Source organism: Paramesorhizobium salinisoli (genome assembly GCF_003335045.1).
GTDB classification, from domain to species: domain Bacteria; phylum Pseudomonadota; class Alphaproteobacteria; order Rhizobiales; family Rhizobiaceae; genus Paramesorhizobium; species Paramesorhizobium salinisoli.
Map to the genome: position 1 here is coordinate 1 of NZ_QOZG01000138.1, position 313 is coordinate 313.

1 protein-coding gene is annotated in these 313 nt (G+C 56.9%); it reads right to left on the bottom strand.

The window, feature by feature from the left end; all coding sequences use genetic code 11:
- Nucleotides 1–313: zinc-binding dehydrogenase (locus tag DUT91_RS25265; RefSeq protein ID WP_147272323.1), on the bottom strand; the 313-nt coding region annotated here is incomplete at both ends.

Here is a 313-nt window from a genome sequence, read left to right on the forward strand (position 1 = left end):
ATAATTTTGCCGCGAGCCCGGCCCGATGCCTGGTGCGCGAACGCCTCCGTAAAGCTGTTCACCGGTGTCTTCCGATCCAGCAGAACCTTTATCCCGCGTTCGCCTATTACGTCCACGATCCGTCGCAAGCGTTCGCCATTGGAGCTATGGAAGACGAAGCCAATTTCGACATTGTGAGCCCTGGCCAATGCCTCGTCGGGCGAAAGGGCGGTAGCGAGAAGATGCCCACCGGTACGCAGCACCTTGTAAGACTGTTGTTGAGTATCGCCACCAACCGTATCGAGCACGACATCAACATCGGAAATGTCTCGGG